The sequence below is a fragment of the Pseudomonas aestuarii genome, from assembly GCF_027988105.1.
In the GTDB taxonomy this organism is placed as follows: Bacteria; Pseudomonadota; Gammaproteobacteria; order Pseudomonadales; family Pseudomonadaceae; genus Aquipseudomonas; species Aquipseudomonas aestuarii.
Window position 1 is genome coordinate 1 of sequence record NZ_JAQJZJ010000014.1, and the last position, 26,456, is coordinate 26,456.

Annotated in this window: 26 protein-coding genes; 15 read left to right on the forward strand and 11 right to left on the reverse strand. The window is 63.4% G+C overall.

Annotated features, from left to right (window positions below):
• The first annotated feature begins 179 nt into the window (after positions 1-179).
• The 5 genes from PH586_RS21685 to creC all read left to right on the forward strand — a co-directional run bounded on the left by PH586_RS21685 (position 180) and on the right by creC (position 6,507).
• Complete coding sequence (locus PH586_RS21685) at positions 180-1,400, forward strand: HD-GYP domain-containing protein (protein ID WP_271349965.1); 1,221 nt, start codon at positions 180-182, stop codon at positions 1,398-1,400.
• An 88-nt stretch (positions 1,401-1,488) separates the two neighbouring features.
• The gene (gene rloA2 / locus PH586_RS21690; RefSeq protein ID WP_271349887.1) at positions 1,489-1,989 is read left to right on the forward strand and encodes a retropepsin-like aspartic peptidase RloA2; all 501 of its coding nucleotides are present in this window, start codon (positions 1,489-1,491) and stop codon (positions 1,987-1,989) included.
• A gap of 193 nt (positions 1,990-2,182) precedes the next feature.
• Positions 2,183-4,213 (forward strand): methyl-accepting chemotaxis protein, encoded by a 2,031-nt coding sequence (locus tag PH586_RS21695; protein ID WP_271349888.1) that lies wholly within the window; start codon positions 2,183-2,185, stop codon positions 4,211-4,213.
• 186 nt (positions 4,214-4,399) lie between these two features.
• Complete coding sequence (creB, locus tag PH586_RS21700; RefSeq protein WP_271349889.1) at positions 4,400-5,083, forward strand: two-component system response regulator CreB; 684 nt, start codon at positions 4,400-4,402, stop codon at positions 5,081-5,083.
• The gene (gene creC / locus PH586_RS21705) at positions 5,083-6,507 is read left to right on the forward strand and encodes a two-component system sensor histidine kinase CreC (protein ID WP_271349890.1); all 1,425 of its coding nucleotides are present in this window, start codon (positions 5,083-5,085) and stop codon (positions 6,505-6,507) included. The genes creB and creC overlap by 1 nt, the downstream gene beginning before the upstream one ends.
• Positions 6,508-6,584: 77 nt before the next feature.
• Here the strand turns inward: creC and PH586_RS21710 are convergent, their stop codons facing one another.
• The 3 genes from PH586_RS21710 to PH586_RS21720 are packed head-to-tail and all read right to left on the reverse strand — an operon-like array spanning position 6,585 to position 7,938.
• Entirely contained in the window at positions 6,585-6,740 is a 156-nt protein-coding gene (locus tag PH586_RS21710) for a hypothetical protein (protein WP_271349891.1), read from the reverse strand.
• Between the two features lie 15 nt (positions 6,741-6,755).
• The gene (locus PH586_RS21715) at positions 6,756-7,352 is read right to left on the reverse strand and encodes a DUF6151 family protein (RefSeq protein ID WP_271349892.1); all 597 of its coding nucleotides are present in this window, start codon (positions 7,350-7,352) and stop codon (positions 6,756-6,758) included.
• Positions 7,330-7,938, reverse strand: coding sequence for a DinB family protein (locus tag PH586_RS21720; RefSeq protein WP_271349893.1), 609 nt, complete (start codon positions 7,936-7,938; stop codon positions 7,330-7,332). The genes PH586_RS21715 and PH586_RS21720 overlap by 23 nt, the downstream gene beginning before the upstream one ends.
• Before the next feature lie 127 nt (positions 7,939-8,065).
• On the opposite strand from PH586_RS21720, the gene PH586_RS21725 reads away from it, so the two are divergent.
• A complete protein-coding gene (locus PH586_RS21725) occupies positions 8,066-8,218 on the forward strand; it encodes a DUF3096 domain-containing protein (protein WP_271349894.1) in 153 nt (50 codons plus the stop codon).
• Here the strand turns inward: PH586_RS21725 and PH586_RS21730 are convergent.
• Both PH586_RS21730 and PH586_RS21735 read right to left on the reverse strand, forming a co-directional pair.
• Positions 8,215-8,541, reverse strand: a complete 327-nt coding sequence (locus PH586_RS21730; RefSeq protein ID WP_271349895.1) for a DUF2834 domain-containing protein — start codon at positions 8,539-8,541, stop codon at positions 8,215-8,217. The genes PH586_RS21725 and PH586_RS21730 overlap by 4 nt on opposite strands.
• 47 nt (positions 8,542-8,588) lie before the next feature.
• Complete coding sequence (locus PH586_RS21735) at positions 8,589-9,059, reverse strand: OsmC family protein (protein ID WP_271349896.1); 471 nt, start codon at positions 9,057-9,059, stop codon at positions 8,589-8,591.
• 306 nt (positions 9,060-9,365) lie between these two features.
• Between PH586_RS21735 and PH586_RS21740 the strand changes: the two genes are divergently transcribed.
• From PH586_RS21740 to PH586_RS21750, 3 genes are all read left to right on the forward strand, one after another.
• Positions 9,366-9,569, forward strand: a complete 204-nt coding sequence (locus PH586_RS21740) for a hypothetical protein (protein ID WP_271349897.1) — start codon at positions 9,366-9,368, stop codon at positions 9,567-9,569.
• A 245-nt stretch (positions 9,570-9,814) separates the two neighbouring features.
• Positions 9,815-11,173 carry a cell envelope integrity protein CreD gene (gene creD, locus PH586_RS21745; protein ID WP_271349898.1) on the forward strand — a complete coding sequence of 453 codons (1,359 nt, stop codon included), beginning with the start codon at positions 9,815-9,817 and terminating at the stop codon, positions 11,171-11,173.
• Positions 11,174-11,218: 45 nt separating this feature from the next.
• Positions 11,219-11,524, forward strand: coding sequence for a hypothetical protein (locus tag PH586_RS21750; RefSeq protein ID WP_408637030.1), 306 nt, complete (start codon positions 11,219-11,221; stop codon positions 11,522-11,524).
• 377 nt (positions 11,525-11,901) lie between these two features.
• Here PH586_RS21750 and PH586_RS21755 read toward each other — a convergent pair whose 3' ends face one another.
• Positions 11,902-12,531, reverse strand: coding sequence for a glutathione S-transferase (locus tag PH586_RS21755; RefSeq protein ID WP_271349899.1), 630 nt, complete (start codon positions 12,529-12,531; stop codon positions 11,902-11,904).
• A gap of 421 nt (positions 12,532-12,952) precedes the next feature.
• On the opposite strand from PH586_RS21755, the gene PH586_RS21760 reads away from it, so the two are divergent.
• From PH586_RS21760 to trhP, 3 genes are all read left to right on the forward strand, one after another.
• Positions 12,953-13,219, forward strand: coding sequence for a DUF4212 domain-containing protein (locus PH586_RS21760; protein ID WP_271349900.1), 267 nt, complete (start codon positions 12,953-12,955; stop codon positions 13,217-13,219).
• A gap of 10 nt (positions 13,220-13,229) precedes the next feature.
• Positions 13,230-14,996 (forward strand): sodium:solute symporter family protein, encoded by a 1,767-nt coding sequence (locus PH586_RS21765; protein ID WP_271349901.1) that lies wholly within the window; start codon positions 13,230-13,232, stop codon positions 14,994-14,996.
• Between the two features lie 151 nt (positions 14,997-15,147).
• A complete protein-coding gene (gene trhP, locus PH586_RS21770; RefSeq protein ID WP_271349902.1) occupies positions 15,148-16,464 on the forward strand; it encodes a prephenate-dependent tRNA uridine(34) hydroxylase TrhP in 1,317 nt (438 codons plus the stop codon).
• A 60-nt stretch (positions 16,465-16,524) separates the two neighbouring features.
• Here the strand turns inward: trhP and PH586_RS21775 are convergent, their stop codons facing one another.
• Both PH586_RS21775 and PH586_RS21780 read right to left on the reverse strand, forming a co-directional pair.
• Complete coding sequence (locus tag PH586_RS21775) at positions 16,525-17,244, reverse strand: 3'-5' exonuclease (RefSeq protein WP_271349903.1); 720 nt, start codon at positions 17,242-17,244, stop codon at positions 16,525-16,527.
• Positions 17,241-19,172 (reverse strand): putative nucleotidyltransferase substrate binding domain-containing protein, encoded by a 1,932-nt coding sequence (locus PH586_RS21780; protein ID WP_271349904.1) that lies wholly within the window; start codon positions 19,170-19,172, stop codon positions 17,241-17,243. The genes PH586_RS21775 and PH586_RS21780 overlap by 4 nt, the downstream gene beginning before the upstream one ends.
• Positions 19,173-19,352: 180 nt before the next feature.
• On the opposite strand from PH586_RS21780, the gene PH586_RS21785 reads away from it, so the two are divergent.
• Positions 19,353-20,102 carry a glutathione S-transferase family protein gene (locus PH586_RS21785; protein WP_271349905.1) on the forward strand — a complete coding sequence of 250 codons (750 nt, stop codon included), beginning with the start codon at positions 19,353-19,355 and terminating at the stop codon, positions 20,100-20,102.
• 131 nt (positions 20,103-20,233) lie between these two features.
• Here the strand turns inward: PH586_RS21785 and PH586_RS21790 are convergent, their stop codons facing one another.
• Positions 20,234-22,411, reverse strand: coding sequence for a malate synthase G (locus PH586_RS21790; protein ID WP_271349906.1), 2,178 nt, complete (start codon positions 22,409-22,411; stop codon positions 20,234-20,236).
• Positions 22,412-22,775: 364 nt separating this feature from the next.
• On the opposite strand from PH586_RS21790, the gene PH586_RS21795 reads away from it, so the two are divergent.
• Complete coding sequence (locus PH586_RS21795) at positions 22,776-23,237, forward strand: GNAT family N-acetyltransferase (RefSeq protein WP_271349907.1); 462 nt, start codon at positions 22,776-22,778, stop codon at positions 23,235-23,237.
• A gap of 68 nt (positions 23,238-23,305) precedes the next feature.
• The gene (locus PH586_RS21800) at positions 23,306-23,824 is read left to right on the forward strand and encodes a glycine cleavage system protein R (RefSeq protein ID WP_271349908.1); all 519 of its coding nucleotides are present in this window, start codon (positions 23,306-23,308) and stop codon (positions 23,822-23,824) included.
• Between the two features lie 336 nt (positions 23,825-24,160).
• On the opposite strand, the gene rarD is transcribed toward PH586_RS21800, so the two are convergent.
• Together rarD and PH586_RS21810 are read right to left on the reverse strand one after the other, a co-directional pair.
• Positions 24,161-25,048, reverse strand: a complete 888-nt coding sequence (rarD, locus tag PH586_RS21805) for an EamA family transporter RarD (protein WP_271349909.1) — start codon at positions 25,046-25,048, stop codon at positions 24,161-24,163.
• A gap of 393 nt (positions 25,049-25,441) precedes the next feature.
• Positions 25,442-26,416: a serine/threonine protein kinase gene (locus PH586_RS21810; protein ID WP_271349910.1), complete on the reverse strand. Its 975-nt coding sequence runs from the start codon at positions 26,414-26,416 to the stop codon at positions 25,442-25,444.
• Between the last annotated feature and the right edge of the window lie 40 nt (positions 26,417-26,456).

Sequence of the window (26,456 nt, forward strand, 5' to 3'; positions counted from 1 at the left end):
GCCCTACCTCCGAACGGATCGCCGGCCGGACCGCCCTACATTTTGCGCGGATCAGCGGTGCTCGGCAGTTTCAGCGCCGCTGAGCACGGGTGACGGAAAATAGCTGAATGATGTCAGTTTGATATTGTCGTGGATGGCATATGCTTACTGCGATCATCCATTGTCACCATGGGGCCGCCGTGCTTAAGCGCATTTCCGTCACCGAGTTGCTTGAGGGGATGTACATCCATGAGCTGTGCGGGTCATGGATGGAGCATCCGTTCTGGAAGCCCCGCTTTCTCCTGAACGACCCCAAGGACCTGCAGCGTATCCGCGACAGCGGTATCCGCGAGCTGTGGATCGACACCAGCAAGGGGCTGGACCTGCCGAGCGGGCAGACGCTGGAACAGGTGGAGGAGGAAGCCGAGGCGGTATTGCAGGCCGTCGAGCCGTTGCTGGAGCGTCGGCGCTGCGCCTTGGATGAAGAGGTTAGCCGTGCCGCCAAGCTCTGCGACACCGCCAAGGAGGCGGTGATGCAGATGTTCGGCGATGCCCGCATGGGCCGGGCAATTGACGTCGCCCATGTGACCGAGCTGGTCGATGAAATCTCCGCCTCGGTATTGCGTCAGCCCAGTGCCCTGATCAGCCTGGCGCGCCTCAAGCGCGCCGACGAATACACCTATATGCATTCGGTGGCGGTCTGCGCGCTGATGATCGCCCTGGCGCGCCAACTCGACCTGCCTGAGGCCAAGGTGCGCGAGGCGGGCATGGCTGGACTGCTGCATGACATCGGCAAGATGCGCATACCGTCGGCGCTGCTGAACAAGCCGAGCAAATTGAGCGATAGCGAGTTTGCCACGATGCGCAGTCATCCCACGGAGGGCGCGCGGATTCTGCTCGACAGCCGGCAGGTCAGCGCGCTGGTGCTGGATGTGTGCCTGCATCACCATGAAAAGGTCGATGGCAGTGGCTATCCGCATCACCTGGTCGGTGAGCAGATCAGCCTGTTTGCCCGGATGGGCGCGGTCTGCGACGTATATGACGCGATCACCTCGAACCGTCCTTACAAAGCCGGCTGGGGGCCGGCTGAGTCGATCCGCAAGATGGCGGAGTGGAGCAAGGGGCATTTCGATGAGCGCGTGTTCCAGTCGTTTGTCCGGGCCGTCGGCATCTACCCGACCGGTTCGCTGGTACGCCTGCAGAGCGGCCGTCTCGGGGTGGTGCTGGAACAGCATGCCACGTCGTTGCTGATGCCCAGGGTCAAGGTGTTCTTCTCCGCCTCCACGAAAACCCCGATTCGTCAGGTCATCGTCGACCTCGCCGAATGGGTCGGCCGCGACAAGATCGTCAGCCGCGAATCCGCCGCCGAATGGGGATTTCGCCACCTCGATGAATTATGGACAGGCTTGCCCGCCAGATAACTGGCGCCTAGCGCGCCGACAGCCGGGCGAACCATCCGCCGCTGAGCCGGTCGGAGTTCCTGACGTTTTTAAGGAATCCTGACTGCTTATGAAGATTGTTGCTGCACTCTTGGCCTTGGTCGCGTTGCCGGCGATGGCCAATCAACCGGCGCTCTACGGGCGCTACGAATACATCGAGTTGCCGCAAGTCGGGCAAACCCTGAAAGCCAAGATGGACACCGGCGCGGTGACGGCCTCGCTGTCGGCCAGGGACATCGAGCAGTTCCAGCGTGACGGTCAGGATTGGGTGCGTTTCCGCCTGGCCACCGCGAGTGCCGACGACACCCAGTTCGAGCAGCCCCTGGCGCGGGTCAGCAAGATCAAGAGCCGTGCCGAAGAGCGCGGTGACGCCAGCGCTCCAGCGGTGGTCAAGCGTCCGGTGGTCGATATGCAGCTCTGCCTGGGTAAGCAATTGCGCACCGTCGAGGTCAACCTCACCGACCGCAGCCACTTCGATTATCCGTTGCTGATCGGCACCAGTGCCTTGCGTGATTTCGGCGTGGCGATCAACCCGGCGCAACGCTACGCCGCCAATAAGCCGCAGTGCTGACACGCAATTGACCTATGCTGCGAGCAGCCGTCCGCGCTGCTTGCCTGACCCGAGCGCTTGTGAAAAAACGGCGCGCCGCCTGCGCTCGATTTTTTCACAAGCGCTGACGCGAGTAGCCCGGCGTAATTCTTGCTAGATGATGTTCTTTGCCACACTTGTTGCCAGGTGTGGATGGGCTCGTTGAGGTGTCGTTATGACTGGAGTACTCAAGCCGGGTATACGTGTATTGGAGCGTTTCAGCTTCGCGCGTAAATTTCAGCTGCTGTTTGTATTATTCGCCCTGCCGCTGGGCTATGCGCTGTGGGGGATCACCAGCGACCATCTGGCCCGCCTGACGCTGATCGACCATGAGCTGGATGGCGTGCGCGGGGTGCAGGCCCTGGGCGAGGTGCAGCGCGAGATGATCGCCCAGCGCACCTTGCTGGCGCGCTGGAAGGGCACCGACGAGCCGGCCGAGGCGCTGTTGCAACAACGCGCAAGCGGCCTCGATCAGGCGTTGGAGCAGGCCGCGACGCAGCTGGCGAGTACCCCGTCGAGCGTGCAGGCACGTGAGCAACTGGCGGCCCTGCAAGCGCTGCGCGCCGAACTGAGTGTGGCGGTGCTGGGCAAGATGGCGCTACCGGACGCCCTGGAGCGTTACCAAAAGACCCTGTTGCAACTGATGGCGCTGCGCGAGCAGGTGGCCACCGACAGCGGGTTGATTCTCGACCCGCATCTCGACACCTACCTGATGATGGAGCAGCTGACCTTTACCCTGCCGCGCCTGCAGGAAAGCCTCGGCAGCTTCGCCAGCCAGGGTTATGGGGCGGTGTTCTCGGAGCATTTCACCCTGCAAAGTCGGGTCAAGATCCGCGATTTGCGCCACACCCTGGAAGAGTCGCGCGGCCAGTTGATCAAGGCACGTGCGACCCTCGGCCAGCAGTCAGCGCGGCCGATGGTCGATTTGCAGGCGGCATTCGTCGCGGCCGAGCAAGGCTTCGACACCTTCCTCCTCGAGATCGACCGCGATATGTTCGAGGCCAACCCCATGGCCTTGAGTCCGCAGCAGTTCATCGAGCGGGTCGACGTCTTGCAGGCCCAGCTGACCGGCCTGCAGCAGGCGTTGTACCAGCAGTTTTCCCAGAGCCTGGGTGACTACCGGCAGCAGGGGCAGCGCGAAATGTGGCAGGTGATTGCCGTGTTCGGGGTGCTGACCCTGTTGGCGCTCTACGTGCTGTTCTGCCTGAATGCCTCGATTCGGCGCAGCACCGCCGGCATCATCGAGGCCGCGCAGGGCCTGCGTGACGGCGATTTGCGCGTGCACATGCAGGTGCATGGCGAAGACGACCTGGCGAGTATCGCCAGCGCGCTGAATGCCGCGGTCGCTCAGTTGCGTGGTTCGTTGCAGGGCGTCGATCAGGAAAGCCAGAGCCTCGGCGGCACCGTGCAGTTGCTCAGCAGCCAGGCGCAGAGCGCGCTGACGTCAGTGGAACAGCAACAGGGGCAGATGAGCCAGATCGCCACCGCCGCCACGCAGATGGCGGCCACCGCGCAAAGCGTTGCGCAAAGCTGCGAAGAGGCCTCGGTGGAAGCCGGGCAGACCCGTGAAATCGCCAACCAGAGCAACCAGCGCAGCGTGCGTACCGGCGCCAGCATGCGTCAGCTCAGCAGTCGCCTGGGCGACAGTGCCGCGACCCTGCAGCAGCTGCGCGTGCAGACCGAGCAGATCACCCGGGTGGTCGATGTGATCAAGGGCATCGCCGAACAGACCAACCTGCTGGCGCTCAACGCGGCCATCGAGGCGGCGCGTGCCGGCGAACAAGGCCGCGGCTTCGCCGTGGTCGCCGACGAGGTGCGTTCGCTGTCGCAACGCACGCAGAACTCCACCGCGGAAATCGCCCAGACCGTCGCCGACCTGCACCGGGTGGTCGGCCAGTCGGTCAGCCAGATGGAGGAGGCCGTGCAGCAGGCCGAGGGCGATGTCGGCAGCGTGCTGGCCATGGGCGAGGATCTGGCCGGGATAGTCGAGTCGGTGCAGCGGGTCAGCGACCGCCTGGCGCAGATCGCCACCGCCGCCGAACAACAGGCGGCCACCGCGGACGAAGTCAGCGGCAATATCCAACAGGTCGATCAGGGCGCCAGCGCCATGCTCGACGGCGCGCAGGCGGTGAGCGAGGCGGCCGAGCAACTGCGCCGCGGCAGCCAGGTGCTGGCGCAGAACACCGGGCGCTTCCAGTTGGGTTGATAGGCCTGATGAAGGGCTGTCGTAGGATGGGTTGAGCGCAGCGATACCCATGCTGTCGGGTTGGGCGCCTGGGTTACGCGGATATGCACGCACCGTAACCCACCCGACTGTTGCAGGCGCACGGCTTGACGCTGCGCCCGCCCTGCCGCAGGCTGCCGGCCGTGACCGCCCCTGTGCAGGACGCCCATGCCGTACATTCTGATCGTCGAAGATGAAGCCGCGATTGCCGACACCCTGGTCTACGCGCTGCAGGCCGAGGGTTTCACCACCTGCTGGTTGGGCCTGGGTGGCGTGGCGCTGGAGCGCTTGGCTGGCGAGCCGTTCGACCTGGTGATTCTCGATGTAGGCCTGCCAGATATCGGTGGTTTCGAAGTCTGCAAGCGCCTGCGCCGTTTCTCCGAGGTGCCGGTGATCTTCCTCACCGCCCGTAGCGAGGAGATCGACCGGGTGGTGGGGCTGGAGATCGGTGCCGACGATTATGTGGTCAAGCCTTTCAGCCCGCGTGAAGTAGCGGCGCGGGTCAAGGCCATTCTCAAGCGCACGGCTCCGCGTGAGTCTGCCGCGTCTGCGCCGAGTGGCCCTTTTCAGGTGGACAGCGAACGGGTACAGATCCACTACCACGGTCAGCTACTGAGCCTGACGCGCCACGAATTCCGCTTGCTACAGAACCTGCTGGCGCAGCCCGAACGGGTGTTCTCCCGCGAGCAGTTGCTCGACGGTTTGGGGGTGGCCGCTGATGTGGGGTACGAGCGCAGCATCGACAGCCATGTCAAAAGCCTGCGCGCCAAGCTGCGCCAGGTGGCCGCCGCAGCCGAGCCGATTCAGACCCATCGCGGCCTGGGTTATAGCTACTCGCCGAGGCACGCCTGATGCCGTTGGGCGTGCGCATTTTCCTGGTCTATTTCCTTTTCGTCGGCCTCGCTGGCTGGTTTGTACTGAGCACGGTGATGGACGAAATCCGCCCCGGCGTGCGTCAGTCCACCGAGGAAACCCTGGTGGACACCGCCAACCTGCTGGCGGAGATCCTCCGCGATGAGGTCAAGGCCGGCCGCCTGCAGCAGAGTCGCCTGCCCGCCATGCTCCAGGCGTATGGCCAGCGCCAGCCGCAGGCGAGCATCTGGGGCGTGACGAAAACCCAGGTCAACCACCGCATCTATGTCACCGACGCCAAGGGCATGGTGCTGCTCGACTCCACGGGGGCAGCAGTGGGCCAGGACTATTCGCGTTGGAACGATGTGCTGCTGACCCTGCGCGGCGAATACGGCGCGCGCTCGACCAAGGAAGACCCGAACGACCCCGACTCATCGGTCATGTACGTGGCGGCGCCGATCATGGATGGCGCGCGGATCATCGGCGTGGTCTCGGTGGCCAAGCCCAACCGCACCCTGCAGCCCTATATTGAACGTTCCGAGCAGCGTCTGGCCTGGCTCGGTGGCGGCCTGATCGTGCTTGGCCTGTTGGTCGGCGCACTGCTGTCCTGGTGGCTCAGCGTCGCACTGCGCAAACTGACCCGCTATGCCCAGGCGGTCAGCGCCGGCGAGCGCGCCGAGCTGCCCAGCGTGCGCGGTGGTGAGCTGGCGCAACTGGCCGAGGCCATCGAGCGCATGCGTACCGAGCTGGAAGGCAAGGCCTATGTCGAGCGCTATGTGCACACCCTGACCCACGAACTGAAAAGCCCCCTGGCGGCCATCCGCGGCGCCGCCGAACTGCTCGACGGCGAGATGCCGGGCGAGCAGCGCCAGCGCTTCGTGGCCAATATCGGCCAGGAGAGCGCGCGCATCCAGCAGCTGATCGAACGCCTGCTGCACCTGGCCCAGGTGGAGCAGCGCCAGGTCCTGGAAGAGCAGGTGGCGGTGCCGCTGCGGGCGCTGGTCGAAGCCCTGCTGCAGGCGCAGATGGCGCGTATCGAGGCGGCGGGCTTGCGTATCGACAACCTGATCGATGCCGAGTTGTGTGCCCGCGGCGAGGTCTTCCTGCTGCGCCAGGCCCTGGCCAATCTGCTCGACAACGCCCTCGATTTCACCCCGTCCGCTGGGCTGATCCGCTTCAGCGCCAAGGCCACGGGCAGCCGGATCGAACTGCTGCTGTTCAACCAGGGCGCAGCGATTCCCGACTACGCCCTGACGCGCCTGTGCGAGCGCTTCTACTCCCTGCCGCGCCCCGGCGGCGGGCGCAAGAGCACCGGCCTGGGGCTGAACTTCGTGCAGGAGGTGGTGCAGCTGCATGGCGGCGAGCTGCAGGTGGGCAATGTCGAGGGCGGGGTGCAGGTGCGCCTGGTCGTTGGCCGTGCGTAGCCGCCCGTGAATTCCGGGTTCATCTTCAAGGTCTGCGACCTCATGGCCGCGAAATCCATCGCGGCCATGGGCCACTGCTACAAGCGTTTGCGCATAAACGCGGCGCTCGACGGGCAGAACCCGTTGAACTGCCGGGTCGCGGCAATCGCCAGGGGTGCCGTCGCGCGTTCGCTCAGGTGGTAGCAGCGCTGCGCCTGGCCGTCTATTTCCAGGGCTTTAATCGTGGCTTGCATGGGAGTAACCGCCGGTCAGAGTGGCTGCATCAACGCTTTCCTTGCCTGCGGGCTGAGCACCTTGGGCTCGACGATGGGTGTGCTTGAGCCGGGGATAAAGAACGGCGTGCGCTTGTAGCTGCCATCCAGGCGCGCCTTGAGCAGCATGCCGGCAATGCGCAAGGCGCCGCGCGCGAAGCCAAACGCTTCGGGCTTGGGTTCGCCCAGGGCGGAGTGGGTCTTCACCTGCATGCGGATTGGCCCGAAGGCCTCGTCCAGCGATAGCGGCGTGGATTCCAGGCAGGTATGCACCAGGCCAACGAAGGACAGCTTGTAGTTGGCCAGGGTGTTGCCGATGGGGGTGTTGCAACAACTGGCATACCAGCGCAGCAGGCCGTTCGGCGTGAGACGCATGCAGGCCAGGTGCTCGATGCCTTGGGTAAAGGTGACGTTCTGCGGTGTGGTTTGAATGATATCGGTGCCGCCGCTGCGATCGAGTATCTCCCCGGCGCGGCCTAAGTAGCGGGCAAAGGCCTGGCAGTCCGTGCAATAACAGATGCCGCGATTCTCTTTGTGGGTGCGGGCGAGGGTGCCTTCGAGCTTGCCGCAACTACAGCGTATTGGGTGAGTCATGGGGGACCTCATCTTCTTCATCAAGGCTGGCGGTCAACTGTTCAGGTCGCGTTGCGGCTGCTGCATGGCTGCCGCCCGGGCTTACCTGGCGGCGCTCGGGCTCGGCCTGATGGAGAAAGCGGGTGTAGATATCGCGCGGCGGGGCAAGCGCCAGCTGCGCCATGATCCGGCCGACAGCACCGCGGTGATAGCCACCGTGGCTGACAATATGCGCGAGCATTTCCTCGCGGCTCATGCAGCCGGCATCGCCATCGACAAAGCGCAAGTGCAGGCGCTCGGCCAGCTGCTCGGGACTTAGCCCCGCGACATACTCCAAGTACCAGCGATCCGTGTCCTGTACGGCCTGATAGAGCGCCTCCAGCGTGGGCGTCGCTTGGGTGTTGGTGGCGCTGTAACCGTGGCTGATGCCTTGCAGGTTGGCGACAAAGATCCGCTCGACCACAAGGATGTGATTGAGAATGCGCAGGGCGGCGTGCAACTCCGCTGGGTGGGCGACTGGATCAAGGTGGCGCAACTCGCTGAAGAGTTCCTGATTGGCCCAGGCGTTGTACTGCAGCAATGAGGTTAATAGGCTGGCGCTGCTCATAGATGGCCTTCAATACGCGGGTGGTCTGACGGGATGTGTATGCGTTACGACTCGGTAGATGGATAGTGCTGTGTGGTTTGGGCGTGGCGTGCATACTGGCGCTTCAATAACCCATCAGGTAATAACCATGACCCTTGCCCTTACCCCGCTGATTTCCTTGATCGCCGGTATTCTGATTCTGGTGGTGCCGCGTTTGCTGAATTACATCGTGGCGATTTATCTGATCGTGATTGGCCTGGTCGGCATATTCGGCACGGGCAATTTCAATCTGAGCTTTTAAGCAGCGTGCGGCGTGCTGCTGTCTGGATCCATGGCCTTGAGCACCAGATAGAGCAGCGGGCCGACCGAGACAAATAGCGCTGTCAGGGCAAAGAACGGCAGCAGGTAGGCCAGTGATTTGCCCCGTGCACGGCCGTCGCGGTACATCCAGATACAGGCCAGGGCTGCGAGTATGTAGAGGTCGATCAGCACCTGGGCGGTGTCGGCACTGGACAGCAACTGCATGCCGAGTTGCAGCAGTGACTGCTCTGCATGCAGCATCACATAGAGGCTGTAGGCACTAAACGCCAGCAGGGTAATCAGGGGCAGTGCGAGTTTTTTCATGGTGCCGTCCTTGGCTGCTGTGAGGTGCGTCGCTGGCGCCTGTGGCGTTACTCGGCAAAGCGCGGTTGACAACGTATCTCGGATTTTACCGAGTTGGCGATAAAGCATTCCTCATGAGCCTGGTGGTGCATCTGCTCGATCTGTTCGCGCGTGGGCATGCGCTCACCGGAGAAGCTGACCGCAGGGCGTAAGGTCACCTGGGCGATAAATAGCTTGCCGGCCTGGTTCGCCTGCATCAACCCGCTGGCACTGTCACGGTAATCATCCACGCAAAAGCGGCGCTTGGCGGCGACGGAGAGAAACCACAGCATATGGCAGCTGGCGAGCGAGGCGACAAAGGCTTCCTCGGGGTCGACTGCGCATTCATCCGACATCGGCAGTGGCACCACATGCGGCGAGGACGAACCGGCGACCTCCAGGCCGCCATCAAAACGCAGCAGATGCTTGCGGCTATAGCGGTTACCGAGAAAGTCCTGCTCGCCACGTTGCCAGATTACCTCGGCGATGTATTCAGTCATGTCATTTCTCCATGCCCTGTTGAGTTGCAGCGCTGCGCGCGGGACAGATGCTGTTGTACGCGTTGTAGCAGGTAGGCGCATTGAATGTGACCAGCACCGCGAGTGAGGGCCGTGGCTATAGGCATGAGCCGTGTGGGTAGTTGTGTTGCGCTTAAGGGGGGTTTCATTTGCTAGGCATATGATTTATATGAGTATTTATAAGTATCGATATGGTTGATTATCGGTATGCGTCGTGTCCACTTCCGCCTCTCCGGCATCTGGATAGCATGGGCTCCGTACCCACTAGCCACTTCCCCGGAACCCAATATGAAAAAGCCAATTCTCGCCAGCCTCACTCTTGCCGGCTTGTTGCTTGCTAGCCTTTCCGTCAGCGCTTTCGTCTTGCCGCAGGATATAGGTCAAGTCGATAAAACCGCTCGCCTTTACAGCGAAGGGGGTGCAGATCGTACGGGTGTTAACCGTGTTGCAGAAGGTGGCGCCGAGCGCACCGCAGCCAACCGTACTGTTTAAGCGCCCTCAATGGGCTTGACTCGCCGAGCGCAGCCTATGCCTTACTGCACCGACTGAAGGCGCCCACTTAGGGTGCCTTTGTCGTCATACGCGGGCAGAAGAATTCTTCACCTCGGTCTAGGCCTCCGCGTCGCCACCCAAGGTTACGCCCCAGATTCTCCACACACTCTCCATCTTCCCGCCATACAGCCACCACGCGCGCTGCCCAGACTCGGCCTACTTAAACCGTACCGGGGAGGTGCACCATGAGTCGTATTCTGGGTTTCAAGCTGGGCGCTATTGCCTTGCTGATTTTGTTATTGCTGGTGCCGTTGTCGATGATCGGCGGGCTGGTGGGCGAGCGGCAGTATCAGCGCAGCAAGGTGCTGCAGGATATTGCGCGCAGTTCCAGCTACCGCCAGCAGCTCACCGGGCCGATTCTGGTGATGCCATACACCAAGGTGTGGAACCAGTGGAAAACCCACGCCAAGACGGGCGAGCGTTACCTGGAGGAGCAGCAACGCAGCGGTCGTTTGTACTTCCTGCCGGAGCGCTTTGTACTCAATGGCACTGTGACCACCGAGGAGCGGGCCCGGGGCATCTACAAAGCGTTGCTCTACCGCAGTGACAACCAGATCAGCGGCGCCTTCAAGCTGCCGGCGCGCCTGGGCTTGGGCGATGACCTCGGCCTGTATCACTTCGCCACGCCATTCCTCTCGGTTGGGATCAGCGATATTCGCGGTATCAGCAACGACCTGAAGTTACGCTTCAACGGCGGCAACCTCGATTTTGCGCCAGGCTCGGGGGATGAGCGTTTCGGCGCGGGTGTGCATGCCCCCCTGCCGAAACTCGATAGCCAGGGTGGGCAGATGCTGGAGTTCGCCTTTGATTTGAAACTGCAAGGTACCGAGCAGTTGGGCATTACCCCGGTCGGTCGTGACAGCCGGGTTGAACTGACTTCCGATTGGCCGCACCCGAGCTTTATCGGTGAATACCTACCGAGCAGTCGCGAGGTGTCTGCGAGCGGTTTCAAGGCGCACTGGCAGACCAGTTTTTTCGCCACCAATCTGGAAGAGGCCCTGCGTGACTGTGTGCGAGAGGACAGCTGCGGCGCGCTGAGCGCGCGCAACTTTGGGGTGAATTTTATCGACCCGGTGGATCAGTACCTGAAAACCGAGCGGGCGATCAAATATGCCCTGCTGTTTATCGGCCTGACCTTCGCCGTGTTCTTCCTCTTTGAAGTGCTCAAGCGCATGGCGGTACACCCGGTGCAGTACGCCCTGGTGGGCATGTCTCTGGCGCTGTTCTACCTGTTGCTGCTGTCACTCTCCGAACACCTGAGCTTCGCCACGGCTTACAGCATTTCGGCGACCGCCTGCGTCGCGCTCATCGGCTTCTACGTCAGTTACGTGCTGCACAGTGCCGCGCGCGGCGCCGGTTTTGCCGGGTTGCTGGCGCTGCTCTACGCCATGCTTTTCGGCCTGCTCGGTGCCGAGGACTACGCCCTGCTGATGGGCTCGGTACTGGTGTTCGGCGTACTCGCCGGGGTGATGGTGCTGACGCGCAAACTCGACTGGTATGGCGTCGGTAAAGCCACGCTGAACAACCCTGCAAACGGCCTTTGATAGGCACGGGCGCAGCCTTGGCTGCGCCCAGATGGAGCGCCAATTATGCTGCGTTTATTGCTGCAATTTTCCGCCTGTTTCGCCCTCGGCCTGGTGGTCGCCCTGCTGGTGCTGCTGGGCCTGATGTTCTGCGGACAGTTCGACTTGATCAAAGGCCTGCAGCTGACGGGTAAGCCGCTGGCCCACTTGAGTTTGCTGTTGCTCCCCGAGTCGTTCTGGCATGGCCTGACCGGTCTGGAAGACGCCACGCAGAGCCCTGCGCTGCAGTCCTTTCTCAGTCTGTGCGCGGGGTTCGGACAGGTCGCTCTGCTGCTGGCTGGTGGCTTCATGCGTCTGTGGTACTGGCGATGAGTGGGCATATCGGCTTGCGCGAGGAGGCGCGTGCCGGGCAGCTGCTGGCGTGGCGGATCGCCCGGTTATTTGCCCCGGCGCAGGGCCAAGCGCCGGTGGAGGAGACGAGTCGCAAAGATGGCAGGAGCCAGCAAGGACCCGGTGCCCCCCTGGCTCTTATCCAGCACCCCGTATGTCTTTGATTTAAGTGGGTTGTAGCGCTTTGTCTGGGCGCGAATCTACCCGCGAAAACCCTCGCGCGAGCAAGGGCTTCGCGAATGAAGACTTGGCGCCCCTTCGCTACAGGTGTTTACAGGCCGACCGGCGCGCTTGTCTCCAGTTGGCTGCGCGACAGCGCAGCGTCAAAGGCGGCGGAACGCCACCTGCGCAGGTTGATGTCAGGCCGGTGGCTGGGTGGCCTGCATCGACGGCCGCTGGCTGATCTCGGCATACCAGCCGGCCAGTTGCGGAAAGCGTTCGCGCCAGCCCAGTTGCGGCTGGCGGAAATCCAGGTAGCCGAGGGCGCAGGCGACGCCGATCGCGGCGATATCGAAGTGGCAGGTCAGCTCGGCAATGGCCTCATCTTCGAACTGTTGCAGGGCACGCTCAATCTTCGCCTGCTGGCCTTGCTGCCACAGCTCCCAGCGTTTGTCCGGGGGGCGCAGAAAGGTCTCGTAGCGGATCAGTATGGCGGCGTCGAGGATCGCGTCGGCCAGGGAGGCCAGGGTCAGGCGCCGCCAGCGCGAAGGCCCCTGCAGCGGGATCAGCGGGTCACCGACATGTTGCTGGTCGAGGTAGTCGAGGATCACCCGGCTGTCGTGCAGCACATTGCCGTCGGCCAGGCGCAATGCCGGGATCTTGCCCGCCGGATTGAGCCGGTTGAGTTCGGCGTCGGCCGTGGTCGGGGTGGCCTGGACCTGGTGCAAGGCCACACGGTCGAGTTGACCGGTTTCGTGCAGCAGCACCATGACCTTGCGCACGAAGGGTGAGGTGGACGAGTAGAACAGGGTCATGCTGGGGCTGGACATACGGCCTCCTTAACAGGCTGTTGAGCGCACTCGTGGAAAGACTACTGCGTTCGCCCCACGGCTGCATGACTCAGTCATGAATAACCCGCAGCCGCTCGGTTGCCGACTCGCTGCCAGGGCCTGGGGCATAGCGCTCTGGGGCGTAACACCGGCCGAAGGTTACCGATTGCCGCCACAGGCACTGCGACAATCGCCGGTTGGTCCGTGAATCCCGGACTAGAGCGGTGCTCGCGCATTCGACCTTGGTAGGGGCAGCCGTCTCCGCGAGCTCGGGCTCTGAACCTGAAAGCCGCGCCAGTGGGGGCTTGTATGCCTTATGCAAGGGGTTGAATGCGGGCACTCGACCAAAGTCTCACTGGCGGCCGCCACTGGGGCTGCTAAGTTGCAAGGGTCAAAACAACAAAAACGAGGAGTCCCTCACATGTCCGTATCCAAGCAAGAGGCCGCCAAGGCCTACTGGAAAGATAACCTGCGACTGATGTTGATCCTGTTGGCCGTCTGGTTCTCAGTGTCATTCGGCGCCGGGATTCTGTTCGTCGACCAACTCAATACCATTCAGTTCTTCGGGTTCCCTCTGGGCTTCTGGTTTGCCCAGCAGGGATCAATCTATGTGTTCGTGGCGATGATTTTCTTCTACGTGTGGAAGATGAATCAGTACGACCGCAAACACGACGTCCACGAAGAATAAGGCGCCGAACATGGATACCCAAACCCTGATCTATCTGTTCGTCGGCGCGACCTTTGCGCTGTATATCGGCATCGCCATCTGGACCCGTGCGGGTTCCACCAGCGAGTACTACATCGCCAGCAAGGGCGTACACCCGATCCTCAACGGCATGGCCACCGGCGCTGACTGGATGTCGGCGGCGTCGTTCATCTCCATGGCGGGGATCATCTCCTTCGTCGGCCTCGATGGTAGCGTGTACCTGATGGGCTGGACCGGCGGCTACGTGCTCCTGGCCATGTGCCTGGCACCTTACCTGCGCAAGTTCGGCAAGTTCACCGTGCCGGACTTCATCGGCGAGCGTTACTACTCGCAGACTGCGCGTCTGGTCGCTGTGGTTTGCGTGATCTTCATCTCCTTCACCTACGTGGCCGGGCAGATGCGCGGCGTCGGTATCGTCTTCTCCCGCTACCTGGAAGTGGACATCAACACCGGCGTAGTGATCGGCATGTGCATCGTGTTCTTCTACTCCGTGCTCGGCGGCATGAAGGGCATCACCTACACCCAGGTGGCGCAATACTGCGTGATGATCTTCGCCTACATGGTCCCGGCGATTTACATCTCGATGATGATCACCGGTAACCCGATCCCACAGCTGGGCTTCGGCAGTGACGTGATCGGCACCAGCACCTCGGTACTCGAGCGTCTGAATGGCCTGAGCACCGAACTGGGCTTCAACACCTACACCGATGGCAGCAAGTCGACTATCGACGTGTTCTTCATCACCATGGCGTTGATGGTCGGTACTGCCGGTCTGCCGCACGTAATCGTGCGCTTCTTCACCACCCCGACCGTGCGCGCTGCTCGTCAGTCTGCCGGTTATGCTCTGCTGTTCATTGCCATTCTCTACACCACCGCTCCTGCTATCGCAGCCTTTGCCCGGATCAACCTGTTGACCAGCATTCCCGAGCTGCAATACAGCGAAGCGCCGCAGTGGGTGAAAAACTGGGAGAAGTCCGGTCTTATCGCCTGGATGGACAAGAACGGTGACGGCAAGATCCAGTACGGCCCAGGTGCTCCATTCGTGGGTGCGCCGACCTTCTCCGCAGAACTTGGGGTGAATGGCGAGCGTGTAGTCACTAACGCTGCTACACCGGCCGCCACCGAGTTCTACGTGGATCGCGACATCATGGTTCTGGCTAACCCGGAAATCGCCGGTTTGCCGGGCTGGGTCATCGCCTTGATCGCTGCGGGTGGTCTGGCGGCTGCACTGTCGACTGCTGCAGGCTTGTTGTTGGTGATTTCGACCTCGATCTCGCATGACCTGCTGAAGAGCAATCTGATGCCTAACATCAGCGAGAAGAAGGAGCTGCTCGCAGCCCGTCTGGCCGCAGGTGTAGCGGTACTGGTGGCTGGTCTGTTCGGTATCTACCCGCCGGCCTTCGTGGCGCAGGTGGTGGCGTTTGCCTTCGGTCTGGCGGCAGCCTCGTTCTTCCCGGCCATCGTCATGGGGATTTTCTCCAAGCGGATGAACAAGGAAGGCGCGATTGCCGGCATGGTGGTTGGTCTGGTCTTCACCTTCAGCTATATCGTCTACTACAAGTTCATCTTCCCGACTGCCGGGCCGGCTGACTGGTGGTTCGGTATCTCGCCTGAAGGCATCGGTACCCTGGGCATGATCTTCAACTTCGTCGCTGCAGTCGTAGTGGCTCAGGTAACTGCTGCACCGCCGGAGCATATCCAGCACATCATCGAAGACATCCGCATCCCCCGTGGTGCAGGTGCTGCGATCGAGCACTGAGTGCTAAAGCGCTAAAGCGGTAAACAGAACGCCCCGGCAACGGGGCGTTTTGCTGTCTGTGCGATTCGCCCTTTTTATAGATGCAGATCAAGGCCGAGCGGTAGCTGTGCCCCTAGAATCGCGGCCCCCTGGATTTTCGAGCGCGCGGCATATGGCCTCCTCACCCCGTCATCCCGAACTGCTGTCCCCGGCCGGCACCCTGAAGAACATGCGCTACGCCTTCGCCTATGGCGCCGATGCGGTGTATGCCGGGCAGCCGCGCTACAGCCTGCGGGTGCGCAACAACGAGTTCGATCACGCCAACCTGGCCCTGGGTATCGCCGAGGCGCATGCCCAGGGCAAGCAGTTCTACGTGGTGGTCAACATCGCGCCGCACAACGCCAAGCTGAAGACCTTCCTCAAGGACTTGCAGCCGGTGATCGAGATGGGCCCGGATGCACTGATCATGTCCGACCCCGGTTTGATCATGCTGGTGCGCGAGCATTTCCCGCAGATGCCGATCCACCTGTCGGTGCAGGCCAATGCGGTGAACTGGGCCAGCGTCAAATTCTGGCAGCAGCAGGGCCTGAGCCGAGTGATCCTGTCCCGTGAGCTGTCGCTGGAGGAGATCGCCGAGATCCGCGAGCAGGTGCCGGCTATGCAGCTGGAAGTATTCGTCCATGGCGCGCTGTGCATGGCCTATTCCGGACGCTGCCTGCTGTCCGGCTACATCAACAAGCGCGACCCCAACCAGGGCAGCTGCACCAATGCCTGCCGCTGGCAGTACAAGGCCGAGGTCGGCCAGGAGAACGAGCTGGGCGATATCGTCAAACTGGTCGAGCCGACCCTGGGCGCCGGTGCACCGACCGAGCAGGTATTCCTCCTGGAGGACGGCAGTCGCCCTGGCGAGCAGATGGCCGCCTACGAGGATGAGCACGGCACCTACATCATGAACTCCAAGGATCTGCGTGCGGTGCAGCACGTCGAGCGCCTGGTGCAGATGGGCGTGCACTCGCTGAAGATCGAGGGCCGGACCAAGTCCCATTACTACGTGGCGCGCACCGCCCAGGTGTACCGCAAGGCCATCGACGATGCCGTGGCCGGCCGACCGTTCGATCAGTCGTTGCTGGGCACCCTGGAGTCCCTGGCCCATCGCGGCTACACCGAGGGGTTTCTGCGCCGGCATGTGCACGACGAATACCAGAATTACCAACGCGGCAGTTCGGTGTCCGAGCAGCAGCAATTCGTTGGCGAGCTGACCGGCGAACGCCGTGGCGAGCTGGCCGAAGTGCGGGTGAAGAACCGCTTCGCTCTGGGCGATGGCCTGGAACTGATGACGCCCCAGGGCAACCTGCGCCTGCGCCTCGAGCGCCTGGAAGATCGCCAGGGCCGGGCAATCAGTGTGGCGCCGGGCGACGGCCACGTGGTCTACCTGCCGCTGCCGGCCGAGGTGCAGCTGGAGTACGGATTATTGATGCGCGATCTGTAAAGGGATGGGTTACCCCCAATCGCGGCCAAGGCCGCTCCTACAGATGGCTACAAGGTTCTTCTAGTGCTGACGATGCAGCGAATGTGCGCGCTGGCGTCGGCGCCAGCCGGCCAGGCGCTGCTGCAGGGCCAGCAGGCTGTCCAGTTGCTGGCGGCGCGCCTTGCTGAACAGGATCAGGGCCAGCTCGGCGGTGACCAGGGCGTCGGCGCTGGCGTGATGGCGCTGCTGCGCCTGCAGGCCGAAATAGCCGGTCCAGTCGTCCAGGCCGCCGTGCGGGATCTTCGCCTGCGGGCAGAGCAGTGGCGCCAGTTCGGCGACATCGAAGAACTCGTGGCGTAGACGGTAGCCCAGGCTCTGCTTGAGGGCGCGGGCGAGCATGCGCTGGTCGAAACCGGCATGGAAGGCCAGCAGCGGGCTGTCGCCGAGGAACGCCATGAAATCCAGCAGGGCTTCGGCCGGCTCGATTCCGGCGGCGATGTCGCTGGGCGCCAGGCCGTGGATCAGCACGCTGGGGCCGACCTTGTGGTCGCGGCGCTGCAAGGTGCATTCGAACTGCTGGCCAAGGTCGATGGCGCCGCCTTCGATCACCACCGCGCCAATCGACAGCAGCTGGTCGCGCCTGGTGTCGAGGCCACTGGTTTCCAGGTCGAGGACCACCAGGCGCTGTTCGTGCAGCGGCCGGTGGTCGAGGGCGGCCGGCTCGGCCAGGCCGATGCGCCGGTCCAGTTGCGCTTCAAGCAGGGCGGGGCCGCGCCCCGTGAACCAGGTGAACTGACTCATAGCTGGTACCTCAGGGCCAGGCTGCTTTGCAGGCGCTGGGCCTGGCGGAAGGCCTCGCGCAGGATGCGCCGGTCGAGCTGGTTGAGGCTGTCGGGATCGATGCGGTTGGAGTAGGGCCGATCCTGCTGGGCTTGCAGCTGATGTTGCTGCATGCGCGTCTGCTGGATGAAGTGGTAGGCCTCTTCATAGGCCGCGCCATCGAGCGCTTCGATCACCCCCTTGGCGATCAGCTCGCGCAGGCGTTCCAGGGTGTTGCAGGCTTCGATGCCATGGGCCAGGGCGAGCAGGCGGGCGCCATCGACGAAGGGGGTCAGGCCCTGCACCTTGAGATCGAGGGTGTCCTTCTCGACGCCCTTGCGGGCCACCACGAAATCGCGGAAACGCCCAACCGGTGGGCGCTGGCGCAAGGCGTTCTCGGCCATCATGCGCTGGAACAGGCTGTTGCCCGCGACCTGCTTGAGCAGGCCCTGGCGCACCAGGTCACAGCCGTGGGGATCGCCCCAGACCACGCGCAGGTCGAAGTAGATGCTCGATCTGAGCAGGTTCTCCGGGGTCGCTTCATCGATAAAGCTGTTGAAGCGCCGCGTCCATTCGTGGCGCGACAGGCACAGCTCCGGGTTGCCAGCCATGATGTTGCCCTTGCACAGGGTAAAACCGCACAGGGCCAGGCGTTGGTTGATCTCGGCGGCCAGCGGCAGCAGGCGTCGGCGCATGTCGGCGGCGCTCACCGCGTCACTGGCCTCGAACAGGATGCCGTTGTCCTGGTCGGTGTGCAGGGTCTGTTCGCGGCGACCCTCGCTGCCGAAGCACAGCCAGGTGAAGGGCACGCCGGGATCGCCGAGGTCTTCAATGGTCAGTTCGATCACCCGGCACACGGTGTGGTCGTTGAACAGGGTGATGATGTGGGTGATCTGGGTCGAGCTGGCGCCGTGGGCGAGCATGCGCTCGACCAGTTGCTGGATATCGCTGCGCAGCGCGGCGAGGGTCGCGACCGTGCCGGCATGGCGGATGGTGCGGGCCAGATGAACCAGGTCGACCCGTTGCAGGGAGAACAGGTCGCGCTCGGAAACCACGCCGCACAGGCGCTCATGGTCGACCAGGCAGATGTGGGCGATATGCCGCTCGGTCATGGCGATTGCCGCCTCGAAGGCACTGGCCTCGGGCGGCAGGTAGAAGGGTTCGGGCGTCATCAGGCTGTCGATCGGCTGATCCAGCGAGTTGCCGTCGGCGATCACCCGGCGCAGGTCGCGCAGGGTGAAGATGCCCAGGGGTTTGTGCGCCGGATCGACGATGACGATGCTGCCGACGTGCTGTTCGTGCATCAGTTGCACGGCCTGGCGCAGCGGTGTGGTGGGCGGGCAACTGATCGGCTGGCGCATGGCCAGTTCACCCAGGCGGGTATCCAGCGAATACTGCGCGCCGAGGCTTTCCACCGCACGCATCTGCACCTGCTGGTTGACCTGGTCGAGCAGGCTGCTGACCCCGCGCAGGGCAAAGTCGCGAAACGGGTTGGACAGCGCGAACAGCTTGACGAAGGCCTGCTTGCTCAGCAGCAGGCAGAAGGTGTCTTCGGCGGCCAGGTGTTCGGTGCGGGTGGCGCGGTCGCCAATCAGCGCCGCCAGCGGAAAGCATTCACCGCTGGTGATCTCGAAGGTGGTTTCCGTGCCGCGCTTGGCCGAGTGCGGGCGCTCGCCATGCACATGGCCCTGCTTGACGATGTAGAAGTAGTCGACCGGCCCGTCGGCCGGCTTGATGATGGTCTCGCCTGCGCTGTAGAAGCGCAGCTGGCAGTTTTCCACCAGGTAGGCCAGGTGGGCCATGTCCATCTGGTTGAACGGGGGGTATTTCTGCAGGAACTCCACGGTGCCGTGGATGTTCTGCAGCACTGCTGTCTTGCCCGCCTGGGTGTAAGCGTCCGATTTGCTCATGCCGCGCGGCCTCGAAGCAACTGTGAATGACTATGGTCGGCCGCAATGGCCAGGGTGCCCATTGGACGTAAGTCTAGTCGTTGTCGCCTGACGCACCCGCAGGGCCTGGACTGTCTCGCTGTACAGGCGCCGGGTTCGCGGCAACACTGCATTCTCTCTATCGACAACAAGGACATTGCCATGGCGCAACCGTTGCTGATCATCGGCTCCTACCTGTCACCCTATGTGCGCAAGGCCCTGGTGTTGCTGGAACTGAAAGCCGTGGCCTATGAAGTCGACCCCATCGTGCCCTTCTACGGCGACGACGAGTTCGCCCGCCTCAGCCCGCTGCGGCAGATTCCGGTGCTGGTGGATGGCGACCTGGTGCTCAACGACTCTTCGGTGATCTGCCAGTACCTGGAGGAGCGCTACCCCGAGCCGCGCCTGTACCCGGCGGACCTGGCCCAGCGTGCGCAGGCCCGCTGGCTGGAGGAGTACGCCGACAGCCGCATGGGCCAGGTGGTCATCTGGCAGCTGTTTAACCAGCTGGTGATCGGCCGCGCGGTCTGGGGTCGCGAGCCGGACCAGGCGCTGCTGCAGAAGACCTACGACGAGGACCTGCCGGCCATCTTCGACTATCTGGAGGCCCGGCTGCCGGCTCACGGCTGGCTGTTCGGCGAGATGTCGATCGCCGACATTGCCATCGCCTGCTTCATGCGCAACGCCCAGTTCGCCCGCTACCGCATCGACGCCGCGCGCTGGCCGAAGCTGGCCGCGTTGGTCGATACGGCCCTGGCGCTGCCGCCCTTTGCTCGCCTCGGCGCCTACGAGATGATCGCCGCGCGCACGCCCATCGCCGAACAGCGCGAGGCCCTGCGCCAGGCCGGCGCGCCAATCAGCTCACGCAGCCATTTCCGCGCCCAGCCGGTACTGGGGCCGATGAGTCGCTGACCCCCGTCAGCGACCCGTCAGCTGTAGCCGGGCGGCTCCTCGCCAGCACTGCGCACGCCGCAGTCGAACCGGTTACGCGCCCATAAAAAAACCGCCCCGGAGGGCGGTTTTTTCAATGCGGCAACTGCGGATTACAGGCCGTTCTTGGCCTTGAATTCGCGGCGACGGCGGTGCAGTACCGGCTCGGTGTAGCCGTTGGGCTGCTTGGTGCCTTCGACCACCAGTTCCAGGGCGGCCTGGAAGGCGATGTTGCTGTCGAAGTCCGGAGCCAGCGGACGGTACAGCGGGTCGCTGGCGTTCTGCCGATCGACCACCGGCGCCATGCGCTTGAGGCTCTCGACCACCTGCTCCTGGCTGACTACGCCGTGGCGCAGCCAGTTGGCCATGTGCTGGCTGGAGATGCGCAGGGTGGCGCGGTCTTCCATCAGGCCGATGTCGTTGATGTCCGGCACCTTGGAGCAGCCGACACCCTGGTCGATCCAGCGCACCACGTAGCCGAGGATGCCCTGCGAGTTGTTGTCCAGTTCGTTCTGGATTTCCTCGGGCGTCCAGTTGGTCTCGGCGGCCAGCGGAATGCTGAGGATGTCGTCCAGCGCCGCCGGCGCACGTTTGGTCAGTTCGGCCTGACGGGCGAACACGTCGACCTGGTGGTAGTGCAGCACGTGCAGGGCGGCGGCAGTCGGCGAGGGGACCCAGGCGGTATTGGCGCCGGCCAGCGGGTGGGCGATCTTCTGTTCGAGCATCGCCGCCATCAGGTCGGGCATGGCCCACATGCCCTTGCCGATCTGCGCACGACCCTGCAGGCCGCAGGCCAGGCCGGCGTCGACGTTGTTGTCTTCGTAGGCGGCGATCCACTTCTGGCTCTTCATGGCGGCTTTGCGCACCATGGCGCCGGCTTCCATCGAGGTGTGGATCTCGTCGCCGGTGCGGTCGAGGAAACCGGTGTTGATGAACACCACGCGCTCGCTGGCCGCCTTGATGCAGGCCTTGAGGTTGACCGTGGTGCGCCGCTCTTCGTCCATGATGCCGACTTTCAGGGTGTTGCGCGGCAGGTTGAGCACGTCCTCGACGCGGCCGAACAGTTCGCTGGTGAAGGCGACTTCTTCCGGGCCGTGCATCTTCGGCTTGACGATGTAGATCGAACCGGTGCGGGTGTTCTTGCGGTTGGTGTTGCCATTCAGGTTGTGGATGGCGATCAGGCTGGTCAGCAGACCGTCCATGATGCCTTCCGGAACCTCGAAGCCCTGACTGTCGACGATGGCGTCGATGGTCATCAGGTGACCGACGTTGCGGATGAACAGCAGGCTGCGCCCGTGCAGGGTCAGTTCGCCGCCATCGACCTGGGTGTAGACCCGGTCCGGGTTCATGGTGCGGGTAAAGGTCTGGCCAGCCTTGGACACGCTCTCGGCCAGGTCGCCTTTCATCAGGCCCAGCCAGTTGCGGTAAACCACCACCTTGTCATCGGCATCGACGGCGGCGATCGAGTCTTCGCAGTCCATGATGGTGGTCAGCGCGGCTTCCATCAGCAGGTCTTTGACCCCGGCTGGGTCGGTCTGGCCGATCGGGGTGCTGGCGTCGATCTGGATTTCGAAGTGCAGGCCATTGTGCTTGAGCAGCACGGCGATCGGCGCCTGGGCATCGCCCTGGAAGCCGGCCAGTTGGCCGTCGTCGAGCAGGCCGCTGTTGCTGCCGCCCTTGAGGCTGACCAGCAGTTTGCCGGCTTCGATGCGGTAGCCGGTGGCGTCGACGTGGGAGCCGGCGGCCAGCGGGGCAGCCTGGTCGAGGAAGGCGCGGGCGAAGGCGATGACCTTGTCACCGCGCACCTTGTTGTAACCCTTGCCTTTCTCGGCGCCGCCTTCTGCGGAAATTACGTCGGTGCCGTAGAGGGCATCGTACAGCGAGCCCCAGCGGGCGTTGGAAGCGTTGAGGGCGAAGCGTGCGTTCATCACCGGCACCACCAGCTGCGGGCCGGCCAGACGGGCGATTTCTTCGTCGACGTTCTCGGTGCTGGCCTGGAAGTCGGCCGGCTGCGGCAGCAGGTAGCCGATTTCCTCGAGGAAGGCTTTGTAAGCCACTGCATCGTGGGCCTGACCGGCGCGGGCCTGGTGCCAGCTGTCGATCTGCGCCTGGATCGCGTCGCGCTTGACCAGCAGGGCACGGTTTTTCGGGGCCAGTTCGTTGATCACGGCTTCGGCGCCGGACCAGAACTTGTCGGCAGCGATGCCGGTACCAGGGATGGCTTCGTTGTTCACGAAGTCGAACAGCACTTTGGCGACCTGCAGGCCACCTACTTGAACGCGATCAGTCATCACTTGCCTCACTCTGCTCAGCTCTTCAGCTCTACTCGATAGCCGCTTCGGACCGGGGAAAAAGTCTTGTAGTCCAAGGCGCGGCATACTACATCAAGATTCTTGGAAAATCAGTGGGTGCGCGTCGTTGTACGACCAAGAGACGCTTTGCAGTCACGGTGAGGACGTTATGTTCTCAAAAACGGCAATTATTGTTTCATAAAAATATTAAACCCGTACACATTAATCACACCAAGCCTTGCGCTGCCTGCTCGTCGGGCTGCCTATACTGCGGCGACCGTGGTAGAAGGTTGTGGTACTGACTTGCCGAACGCACACGCCAGCAGGGGTGTGGTGCGATCTGGGTGAGCGGAGGAATGGAGCTATGCACATACACGCGGCCAGTTCGGCCGACCTCGACGATCTGACCCGGTTGTTTGCCGGCTACTTGCAGTTCTATCGGGAGGACAAGCCGCTGGCTGCGATCCGGGTGTTTCTGGCGGCGCGCCTGAGCCGAGGCGACTCGGTGCTGTTTCTGGCGCGTGACTCACAGGACAGGGCGCTTGGCTTCGTCCAGCTCTACCCGTTTCAGGCTTCGCTGGCGCTGCAACCGGCCTGGCTGTTGAGCGACCTCTATGTCAGCGAAGTCGCCAGGCGTCAGGGGCTTGGCGCAGCGCTGATGAACAGCGCCCGCCGCCATGCCGAATCAACCGGCGCCTGTGGTTTGCAGTTGCAGACGGCAAAGAGCAATCTGGCCGGGCAGGCGCTGTACGAGCGGCTCGGCTATGTGCGCGACGAGCTGTTCCATACCTACTGGCTGGAATTATCGCCGCCAGACGGCGACTGAACACGGAGCCGCTGCCGTGCGCGCGGTTCTCCCTTAGCTGATTGCTGAACCACAACGAGGGGCTTGTCATGGATCATCTGGTACTAACCGTCATCGCCAAGGATCAACCGGGGCTGGTCGAGCGTCTCGCCCAGTGCGTGGCCGACCACGGCGGCAATTGGCAGGAGAGTCGCATGTCGCGCATGGCCGGCCAGTTCGCCGGGATTCTGCGCGTCGCGGTGCCGGCCAAGGCCCACGCCGAACTGGTCGAAGCGCTGCTGGGGCTCAGTGCCGAGGGTATCCGCGTGCTCCTGGAGCAAGGTGGCGCCGAACCTTCCGGTGGCTGGAAGCCGATTCATCTCGACCTGATCGGCAATGACCGCCCGGGCATCATCCGCGATATCACCCGCTTGCTCGCTGAACACGGGGTCAACCTGGAAAGCCTGATCACCGAAGTGACGCCGGCGCCCATGAGCAGCGAGTTGCTGTTCCATGCCGAAGCGCAGCTGGCGGTGCCACAGGAGTTATCCCTGGATGTGTTGCAGGCCAAGCTGGAAACCCTCGCCGATGACCTGATGGTGGAGCTCAATCTGCGTACCGATGCCTGAGCGCGGCTGCAATCACGCTCGCCGACGGCGCTCGAGATGTGCACAACCGGCCTGTGGACGGGGCTGCACATATCCCCAGCTGGCGTGGGTATCGCTGTGGATAAGCTGGGGAGCCCCGGCTGTCCTGCTAGTCTCCCGCGACTCTCCGGGAGTTGGTTGAAAAAGCAGCTATTTCAATAACTTGTGCACACAGGCCGGGGATGCTTCTGTGGATAAGGTTGGGATGGATGGCTGCAGCCCAGGCGCGCCGGGGCGTACGCCGGGCTGGTTGTTTTTTGTGCAGCCGCTGGCGCGGGGGTTGGGAGGGACGGACGCGTCCGCCCCCTCCGGCGGACCTCAGCCGCGCTTGCGCAGGGTCAGCCAGGCATCGACGCTGTAGAGCGCCAGGCCGGCCCAGATGCAGATAAAGGCCAGCAGCTTGCTCGGATCGAAGCGCTCACCGAAGACCGCGACCGCCAGGATCAGCACCAGGGTCGGTGCGATGTATTGCAGAAAGCCCAGGGTGGCGTAGGGCAGGTGGCGCGCGGCGGCGTTGAAGCACACCAGTGGGATCAGGGTGATGGGCCCGGCCGCGATCAACCAGAGGGCCTCGGGGGTGCTCCAGAATTCGCCCTGGCTGCTCATGGCGGCCGGATTCCAGAGCAGCCAGCCGATCGTCAGTGGCAACAGCAGCCAGGTTTCCGCCACCAGACCGGGTAGCGCGGCGACCGGCGCCTGTTTGCGGATAAGGCCATAGAAACCGAAGGTCAGCGCCAGCACCAGCGACACCCAGGGCAGGCTGCCGAGCTGCCACACCTGCTGCGCCACGCCTGCGGCGGCCAGGCCGACTGCCAGCCATTGCAGGCGGCGCAGGCGTTCGCCGAGCAACAGCAGGCCAAGCAGCACATTGATCAGCGGGTTGATGTAGTAGCCGAGTGCGGCCTCGAGCATGCGTTCGTGGTTCACCGCCCAGACATACACCAGCCAGTTGCTGGCGATCAGCAGGCCGCTCAGCGCCAGTACCGCCAGACGCTTGGGGTTGGCGCGCAGCTCGCGCAGCCAGCCCGGGTGTTTCCAGACCAGCAACAGTGCGGCACCGAAGACCGCCGACCAGAGCGCGCGGTGGACGATGATTTCCAGTGAGGGGACATTCTGGATGGCTTTGAAATAGAGCGGGAACAGGCCCCAGATGACGTAGGCGGTCAGGCCGAGAATGTACCCGCGGCGCGGGTTGACGGTGGCCATGCAGAATCCTTGCTTAGGCGGCTAACGAAAGCCCTGGATTCTAGTCGTGCGGCGCGACACTTGTCTGCAGGTTCAGGTTTTTCCTGTCAGGGGAAACGCTGATTGGCGTAACACAGGCGTTACGGCCCTGGGCCCTGTGGGCATGGGCGCAGTCCGCCGCCTTGTAGGGCGGCTGAGGCTTTATCCATCCACCACGCGCGATGGTGGATGAAAAGGACGTCTTCCAGCCTGGCCAGCTTTACCGCCGCCCAGACTCCATGTTCCGCTGCAACCCCCGACTGACCTGGCCCGGGCCGGCACAAGCCGCGCTGACGGCGTGCGTCCAGTCTGATCGCTGAACCCTGGCGGGCCAGGCCCTATTGCGTTCGCGGGTCGCTTGCCGTTGCCCCTCGATCAGAACAGCCGCAGCGGCTCTTCATCCAGCGCGGCCAATTGCTCGCGCAGCATCAGCACCTGCTCGCCCCAGTAACGTTCGCTGCCGAACCAGGGGAAGCTGTGAGGAAACGCCGGGTCGTCCCAGCGCCGTGCCAGCCAGGCGCTGTAGTGCATCAGGCGCAGGGAGCGCAGGCCCTCGATCAGCGGCAGTTCGCGCGGGTTGAAGTCGTGGAATTCCTGGTAACCGTCCATCAGTTCGGACAGCTGGCTGAGGCGCTCATGGCGCTCGCCGGCCAGCATCATCCACAGGTCCTGCACGGCGGGGCCCATGCGGCAGTCGTCGAGGTCGACCATGTGAAAGGTGTCGTCGCGGCACAGCAGGTTGCCGGGGTGGCAGTCGCCGTGCAGACGAATCGCCTGCACCGGGTTGTTGGCGAACAAGTCATCGAGGCGTTTGAGCAGGTCGCGGGCCACCGACTCGTAAGCCGGCAACAGGCTGGGCGGGATGAACTTGCCCTCGAGCAGGGTGGCCAGCGAGGCGTGGCCGAAGTTCTCTACCTGCAGGGCCTCCCGGTGGGCGAAGGGCCGCAAGGAGCCGACCGCATGCAGGCGGCCGAGCAACTGGCCGAGGCGATAGAGTTGTTCGAGGTTGCCCGGCTCCGGTGCGCGGCCGCCGCGCCGCGGGAACAGGGTGAAGCGAAAGCCGGCGTGCTCGAACAGGGTCTCGCCATCGCGCACCAGTGGCGCCACCACCGGCACCTCGCACTCGGCCAGTTCGAAGGTAAAGCTGTGCTCCTCGCGAATCGCCGCGTCGGTCCAGCGCTGCGGCCGGTAGAACTTGGCGATCAGCGGCGTTTCACCCTCGATGCCCACCTGATAGACGCGATTCTCGTAGCTGTTGAGCGCCAATATGCGGGCATCGCTGAGGTAGCCGAGGCTTTCCACGGCATCCAGCACCAGGTCGGGAGTAAGTGCGGCAAATGGGTGGGACATGATCGGCTCCGGTCTCTGGGCCGAAGAGTGTAGCGCTTAT

Excerpts from the sequence above, each read along its gene's own strand:
- rloA2 (WP_271349887.1), top strand. The coding sequence starts at position 1,489 with ATGAAGATTGTTGCTGCACTCTTGGCCTTGGTCGCGTTGCCGGCGATG.
- PH586_RS21695 (WP_271349888.1), top strand. The coding sequence starts at position 2,183 with ATGACTGGAGTACTCAAGCCGGGTATACGTGTATTGGAGCGTTTCAGC.
- creB (WP_271349889.1), top strand. The coding sequence starts at position 4,400 with ATGCCGTACATTCTGATCGTCGAAGATGAAGCCGCGATTGCCGACACC.
- creC (WP_271349890.1), top strand. The coding sequence starts at position 5,083 with ATGCCGTTGGGCGTGCGCATTTTCCTGGTCTATTTCCTTTTCGTCGGC.
- PH586_RS21710 (WP_271349891.1), bottom strand. The coding sequence starts at position 6,740 with ATGCAAGCCACGATTAAAGCCCTGGAAATAGACGGCCAGGCGCAGCGC.
- PH586_RS21715 (WP_271349892.1), bottom strand. The coding sequence starts at position 7,352 with ATGACTCACCCAATACGCTGTAGTTGCGGCAAGCTCGAAGGCACCCTC.
- PH586_RS21720 (WP_271349893.1), bottom strand. The coding sequence starts at position 7,938 with ATGAGCAGCGCCAGCCTATTAACCTCATTGCTGCAGTACAACGCCTGG.
- PH586_RS21725 (WP_271349894.1), top strand. The coding sequence starts at position 8,066 with ATGACCCTTGCCCTTACCCCGCTGATTTCCTTGATCGCCGGTATTCTG.
- PH586_RS21730 (WP_271349895.1), bottom strand. The coding sequence starts at position 8,541 with ATGAAAAAACTCGCACTGCCCCTGATTACCCTGCTGGCGTTTAGTGCC.
- PH586_RS21735 (WP_271349896.1), bottom strand. The coding sequence starts at position 9,059 with ATGACTGAATACATCGCCGAGGTAATCTGGCAACGTGGCGAGCAGGAC.
- PH586_RS21740 (WP_271349897.1), top strand. The coding sequence starts at position 9,366 with ATGAAAAAGCCAATTCTCGCCAGCCTCACTCTTGCCGGCTTGTTGCTT.
- creD (WP_271349898.1), top strand. The coding sequence starts at position 9,815 with ATGAGTCGTATTCTGGGTTTCAAGCTGGGCGCTATTGCCTTGCTGATT.
- PH586_RS21750 (WP_408637030.1), top strand. The coding sequence starts at position 11,219 with ATGCTGCGTTTATTGCTGCAATTTTCCGCCTGTTTCGCCCTCGGCCTG.
- PH586_RS21755 (WP_271349899.1), bottom strand. The coding sequence starts at position 12,531 with ATGTCCAGCCCCAGCATGACCCTGTTCTACTCGTCCACCTCACCCTTC.
- PH586_RS21760 (WP_271349900.1), top strand. The coding sequence starts at position 12,953 with ATGTCCGTATCCAAGCAAGAGGCCGCCAAGGCCTACTGGAAAGATAAC.
- PH586_RS21765 (WP_271349901.1), top strand. The coding sequence starts at position 13,230 with ATGGATACCCAAACCCTGATCTATCTGTTCGTCGGCGCGACCTTTGCG.
- trhP (WP_271349902.1), top strand. The coding sequence starts at position 15,148 with ATGGCCTCCTCACCCCGTCATCCCGAACTGCTGTCCCCGGCCGGCACC.
- PH586_RS21775 (WP_271349903.1), bottom strand. The coding sequence starts at position 17,244 with ATGAGTCAGTTCACCTGGTTCACGGGGCGCGGCCCCGCCCTGCTTGAA.
- PH586_RS21780 (WP_271349904.1), bottom strand. The coding sequence starts at position 19,172 with ATGAGCAAATCGGACGCTTACACCCAGGCGGGCAAGACAGCAGTGCTG.
- PH586_RS21785 (WP_271349905.1), top strand. The coding sequence starts at position 19,353 with ATGGCGCAACCGTTGCTGATCATCGGCTCCTACCTGTCACCCTATGTG.
- PH586_RS21790 (WP_271349906.1), bottom strand. The coding sequence starts at position 22,411 with ATGACTGATCGCGTTCAAGTAGGTGGCCTGCAGGTCGCCAAAGTGCTG.
- PH586_RS21795 (WP_271349907.1), top strand. The coding sequence starts at position 22,776 with ATGCACATACACGCGGCCAGTTCGGCCGACCTCGACGATCTGACCCGG.
- PH586_RS21800 (WP_271349908.1), top strand. The coding sequence starts at position 23,306 with ATGGATCATCTGGTACTAACCGTCATCGCCAAGGATCAACCGGGGCTG.
- rarD (WP_271349909.1), bottom strand. The coding sequence starts at position 25,048 with ATGGCCACCGTCAACCCGCGCCGCGGGTACATTCTCGGCCTGACCGCC.
- PH586_RS21810 (WP_271349910.1), bottom strand. The coding sequence starts at position 26,416 with ATGTCCCACCCATTTGCCGCACTTACTCCCGACCTGGTGCTGGATGCC.